The following is a 5040-nucleotide window of genomic DNA, read 5'->3' on the forward strand; positions in this document are numbered from 1 at the left end:
CAACTCGAAAACTTCTACTCAATGAGTGAGAGCTTAATACTTGAACCTAGGAGAGAAAGATCCTTCCCTAGAGTCGTTAAGAAAAAGCCAAGCCGATACCCTAGAAAAAACAATGCCGATCACCTTAAGTGAACGGCATTAGAGCCTAAGCTCCACCTTTTATAATGTGTCCAAATAAGTATTAATTGTTTCTGCAATCTTTTTCGAAGCAATAAATGGAACACCGTTACCTATAGTCTTGAACATATCTGATAACGTCATTGTAGGTGGTAAGCAAAACTCTTTAGGAAGTGATTGTATTGCTAGAGACTCAGCTGCACTCAAACGACGATCTTTATACGGGTGCAAATGTACCTCGTTATTACCATATGCAGCTGTAGGAGAATACCGCCAACGATGCAAACGCTTAAATGACTTCTTGCTATCATCACCCTCAAGAACCGTCTGGAACCTATGTAGAGCTTGCGGTTTAAAGTGATGAGAAGCATTAGGATGTTCATATACATTGTTTTCTATAAACCAATGTTCAACAGTTAGTTCTCTGTATTGCTCCAAGGTTTTGGGGCAGACCTTGACAGAATCTTGTGCATACTCTTCCTGACTAGGCCAGATTTTTTTGTCTAACACTTTATTGCGGTCAAACTTAACCTTTGACTGCCAATCAAATTTTTCTTCCAGAGTACTAGACTGTATGATTCCTGCTCGTGATTTAAGGATACCAAAAAGTAATATCCTATCCCTATCTTGTGGTACACCATACTCAATACAATTAGTTAAGCGGTCGGTTAGTACATACCCTGCCATTTCTAACCGTTCTTTCATCTCTTCATAAAATGCTCTGTGCTTGACAGTTCTCCAAAGGCCCTTTACGTTTTCAAACAAAAAGAAGTCTGGCTTATTTTTGATGATCGCATCTATATATACTCGGCTGAGTTTGCCATTTTCCCCTTCAGAACCTTTGTTCTTACCAGCAACAGAAAAATCAGGGCATGGAGGGCCTCCTATAAAGCCCACTAAAGACTCTGATTTGGCATTGTTCACAAACCCAGAGAGCTCAGTTGCCCGCTCTCCGGTAACAAAATCTTCAATACTTCCTAAGAAATGGCCATATTTGGGTTCAGCCAAATTCATTTGTTTTCTTGAATACTTGTAAGAATTTAAGAAAGGTTCGTGGAATTCGTTCACAAAACGAACATCAAACCCGGACATTTCAAAGCCAAGATCTAAAAAGCCACTACCGGAAAAAAATGAAAAAATAATTGGTGGTTTTGCTACAGACAAACTTGAACCTTTAACTGTTAGTTCTATCGATAAATTCATGTAAGCCGATAATCATAACCGATTCGAATGTGAGCTGATATTAGATTTTAACTGAGTTCAGCTGATTCTCCAGCTTTCACGAAAACCGCGGGTATTCTACCACAACAACTGTCTAAATACACAGTATAAGGAAGGAGGGGGAATACTCTGTATTTTAGCTTCAATCCGAACAAAGATCACAACTTATTATCAAAGTCCGACGTGCGGTTTGCTGTCATCCATATTTAACGTGCTAGTCGTAATTATTAATAAGAATAATAACTCTAATTCGACATATGGACAGACAGATGAAACTAACACAATGGATTATTTGGCTAAGTGGCTTACTCGCACTGCCAAGCTTCGCAGATACCGATGTATACCTAACGAATAACTCGGACCAACCTTTAACGATTCAAGTCACTCACGAAGGCAGTGACTTATTGGAATACGGCGAAGAGTGGCAACAACATGTGCAAGTGCTTGGCCCGTGGGAAACTAAATCAATTTTAAGTTTTAACCGCTGGGAAGGCGTTCGAACCGGTCAGCAGTATCGCTTCGAGACCGTAGTTTCTAACTCCTTGGGTGAAAGCATTACTTTAAAGCAAGTGATGGACGGCCATTGGTATAACTCCACCATTAAATATGGCGTATCCGCTGCCGATGTGGTTCTGGCATTAAAGGAGGATCGCAACATCCACCGCTCTGATACCGATGCATTTGGCACTAGTACAACCGAGCTGGCTTTTAAATCTGACAAAACTGCGCGCTATGATGACTTGTATTACACCATCACGCCGAACAAGGTCGATGAAATTGCCGATGATAACGAACAGCACCTTAAGTTGGTGACTTACAACATTTGGGCACTGCCAGCGGTGGCTTCTCACATTGGTGACCGCTACGAGCTGATTCCTGAATACGTGAAAGGTTACGATGTGGTCGCTCTGCAAGAGGTGTTTGCGGATGGTCGAGAGGCGTTTTTGCGTGAGCTTGCTAAAGAATACCCATATCAAACCAAAATGCTGGATAAGGATGGCTTCAACATTCATGACGGCGGCGTGACAATTGTGAGCCGCTACCCTATCGTGAATCAGGCGCAGTACGTCTTTCCCGATTGTTCTAGTACTGACTGCTTCGCCGACAAGGGCATAAATTATGCGGAGATCATTAAAGGTGGTCAGGCTTACCATGTCTTTGCTACTCATGCCGCCTCTTCTGATACCGACATCGCGCGTGAGCATCGTCAGCGTCAGTTCAAGCAGATGCGTGCGATGGCTAAATCCTTGAATATCCAAGCCAATGAAACCGTGGTTTACAGCGGCGACTTCAATGTGAATAAGTTGAAGTTTCCTGGTGATTACCAACAGATGATCGCGAACCTCAGCGCGGTTGAGCCTGAGTATTCCGGTTATACCGCGTCGACGTTTGACCCGCGCATTAACAACTTTGCAGGCAAAGCGTTATCTGGTGGCGACAATGTGGAGTACCTCGACTACGTGATGGTGAGTAGTGAATATGGCGCGAAGTCGTTTAACGATAACCGCGTAGATGTTCCACGTTCAACGGCAGCAAGTCTATGGAAGCATTACAATCTGTCGGATCATTTCCCAGTAAGTACAGTGCTCAAGCCATGAAGCCAATCGCGTTAATTACTGTGTCCGCTGTGGTAGCGGGCACAATTTGGTTTTCAGCCAATGGAGGCAAGAGTGGAAGCTTATTGCCGTTATCTTCTGCATTGGAAAAGGTTTCTGAACCCCAAACGAACGACGGAGCCTCTTTAGGGGTGAGTCAATCGACTGGTAAGGTCATCGTACCGAAAGCCAAAGAGATGCCCTCTCCGATTGAGGCCATAGCTAAGCGCTTGAGTGAGCTCAAAGGGAGAGCATTCAAAGAAGAGATAGAAATGTTTTGGCATACGTGTATGTCTGACCACAACTGCGAATCTCAATTGGCTGAGCTTGAAGCGCATTTGTCTGCGGAGCGTTTTGCCCTGCTAGCGAATTACCACCAGCTCAATAGCCTTTGGCAGCAAAGCTTGGGAAATTTATTGTTTGATGAGCAACAGCCGCTGGCGTCTCGTATCGCGCTTCTCAAATCAGAAGCAAAAAAGATTTGGGGTGAACTGGCAGAAGTGATTTTTGCTGATGAATTCGCGCTGTACGATTTTAGTTTGCAAGCCGAGCAATTGGCTTCAACTCCAGCTCAAGACTATGTACAAGCCTACGAGGATTTGCTCCAAACGTGGCAAGGCCGTGAAGCCGCGTTGGGTTTAGAGAGCCACCAAGCCAAGTATGAGCGAGCAGTCGCGTTGATTCCTGATGGCATAACTGAATCAGAGCGTGAGGCGTTGATTCAGGCATTTAAACAGAACTACCTTTCTGAGCAAGAGAGTGAAGAGATAGTCGCCCGAGAGCAGCAAGTTGCAGAGCAAAAGCAGCAAGTACGCGATTATCAAAGTGAGTTGCAGCAGCTGGAATCAAGGCTGGCATCGCAAAGAGCCACCAGCCACGCGAGTTGGTCAGATTCTGAGTGGCAACGTTATTACCAACAAGAGGTTGCGGACTTTCGCCGCGCGTTTTTTGCAGGTTAATGGCTGGTTTTTCTGAGCAAATATAACGATGATATTCCCTACTCGCTCATTCTTCACTCTAGGGAATGACGCTAATGGGAGCCTCAGTGCGAGTTGAATCCCTATAAACCAACTCCTAAACCTAAAACGAGTCATTCCAGCAAGCCTAAGCGCGACTAGGAATCTAGATACAGCGAGCTGGAACTTTGAGAACATCGGGATTCAGCAGCACTTGGTGGGTAGATTCTGAATTACTCTCGTTCCTCGTTTTTCAGAATGACGACATTTAGTTCATGAGTGTGAAATGAGATTCCCTACTCGCTCATTCTTCGCTCTAGGGAATGACACTATTAGGAGTCTCAGTGCGAGTTAAGTCCCTATAGACCAACTCCTAAACCTAAAACGAGTCATTCCAGCAAGCCTAAGCGCGACTAGGAATCTGGGGACAGCGAGCTGGAACTTTGAGAACATCGGGATTCAACAGCACTTGGTGGATAGATTCTGAATTACTCTCGTTCCTCGTTTTTCAGAATGACAACATTTCGGGCATGAGTGTGAAATGAGATTCCCTACTCGCTCATTCTTCACTCTAGGGAATGACGCTGTTGGGAGTCTCTGTTTGAAATGAGCTCCTATAAACCACCACCCAAACCTAAAACGAGTCATTCCAGCAAGCCTAGGCGCGACTAGGAATCTAGGGACAGCGAGCTGGAACTTTAAGAGGACATCCGGATTCAACAGCACTTGGTAGGTAGATTCTGAATTACTCTCGTTCCTCGCTTTTCAGAATGACGACATTTACTTCATGAGTGTGAATTGAGATTCCCTACTCGCTCATTCTTCACTCTAGGGAATGACGCTGTTGGGAGCCTCAGTGCGAGTTGAATCCCTATAAACCAACTCCTAAACCTAAAACGAGTCATTCCAGCAAGCCTAAGCGCGACTATGAATCTAGGGACAGCGAGCTGGAACTTTGAGAACATCGGGATTCAGCAGCACTTGGTAGGTAGATTCTGAATTACTCTCAATGGTATGGACTCCCCACCTCAACTGACTGTGTCAGCTAAAGTTACAGGTACAAACCAAAATAGGAGCCCATACCATGAATCAATCTAGCACAATCTCAATTGATTTAGCCAAATCCGTTTTCCAAGTTGCGGTGTTTAATC

The 5040-nt window shown here is 44.5% G+C and carries 3 protein-coding genes; 2 read left to right on the forward strand and 1 reads right to left on the reverse strand.

Features of this window, described 5'->3' with window-relative positions; translation table 11 throughout:
- Positions 1 to 159 precede the first annotated feature (159 nt).
- Positions 160 to 1320 carry a DNA cytosine methyltransferase gene (locus KIV40_RS25120; protein ID WP_012127588.1) on the reverse strand — a complete coding sequence of 387 codons (1161 nt, stop codon included), beginning with the start codon at positions 1318 to 1320 and terminating at the stop codon, positions 160 to 162.
- A 287-nt stretch (positions 1321 to 1607) separates the two neighbouring features.
- Between KIV40_RS25120 and KIV40_RS25125 the strand changes: the two genes are divergently transcribed.
- Positions 1608 to 2936, forward strand: coding sequence for a sphingomyelin phosphodiesterase (locus tag KIV40_RS25125; RefSeq protein ID WP_285351933.1), 1329 nt, complete (start codon positions 1608 to 1610; stop codon positions 2934 to 2936).
- Positions 2933 to 3892 (forward strand): chromosome partitioning protein ParA, encoded by a 960-nt coding sequence (locus KIV40_RS25130; RefSeq protein ID WP_285351935.1) that lies wholly within the window; start codon positions 2933 to 2935, stop codon positions 3890 to 3892. The genes KIV40_RS25125 and KIV40_RS25130 overlap by 4 nt, the downstream gene beginning before the upstream one ends.
- Positions 3893 to 5040 lie beyond the last annotated feature (1148 nt).

This window comes from Vibrio sp. D173a (genome assembly GCF_030248475.1).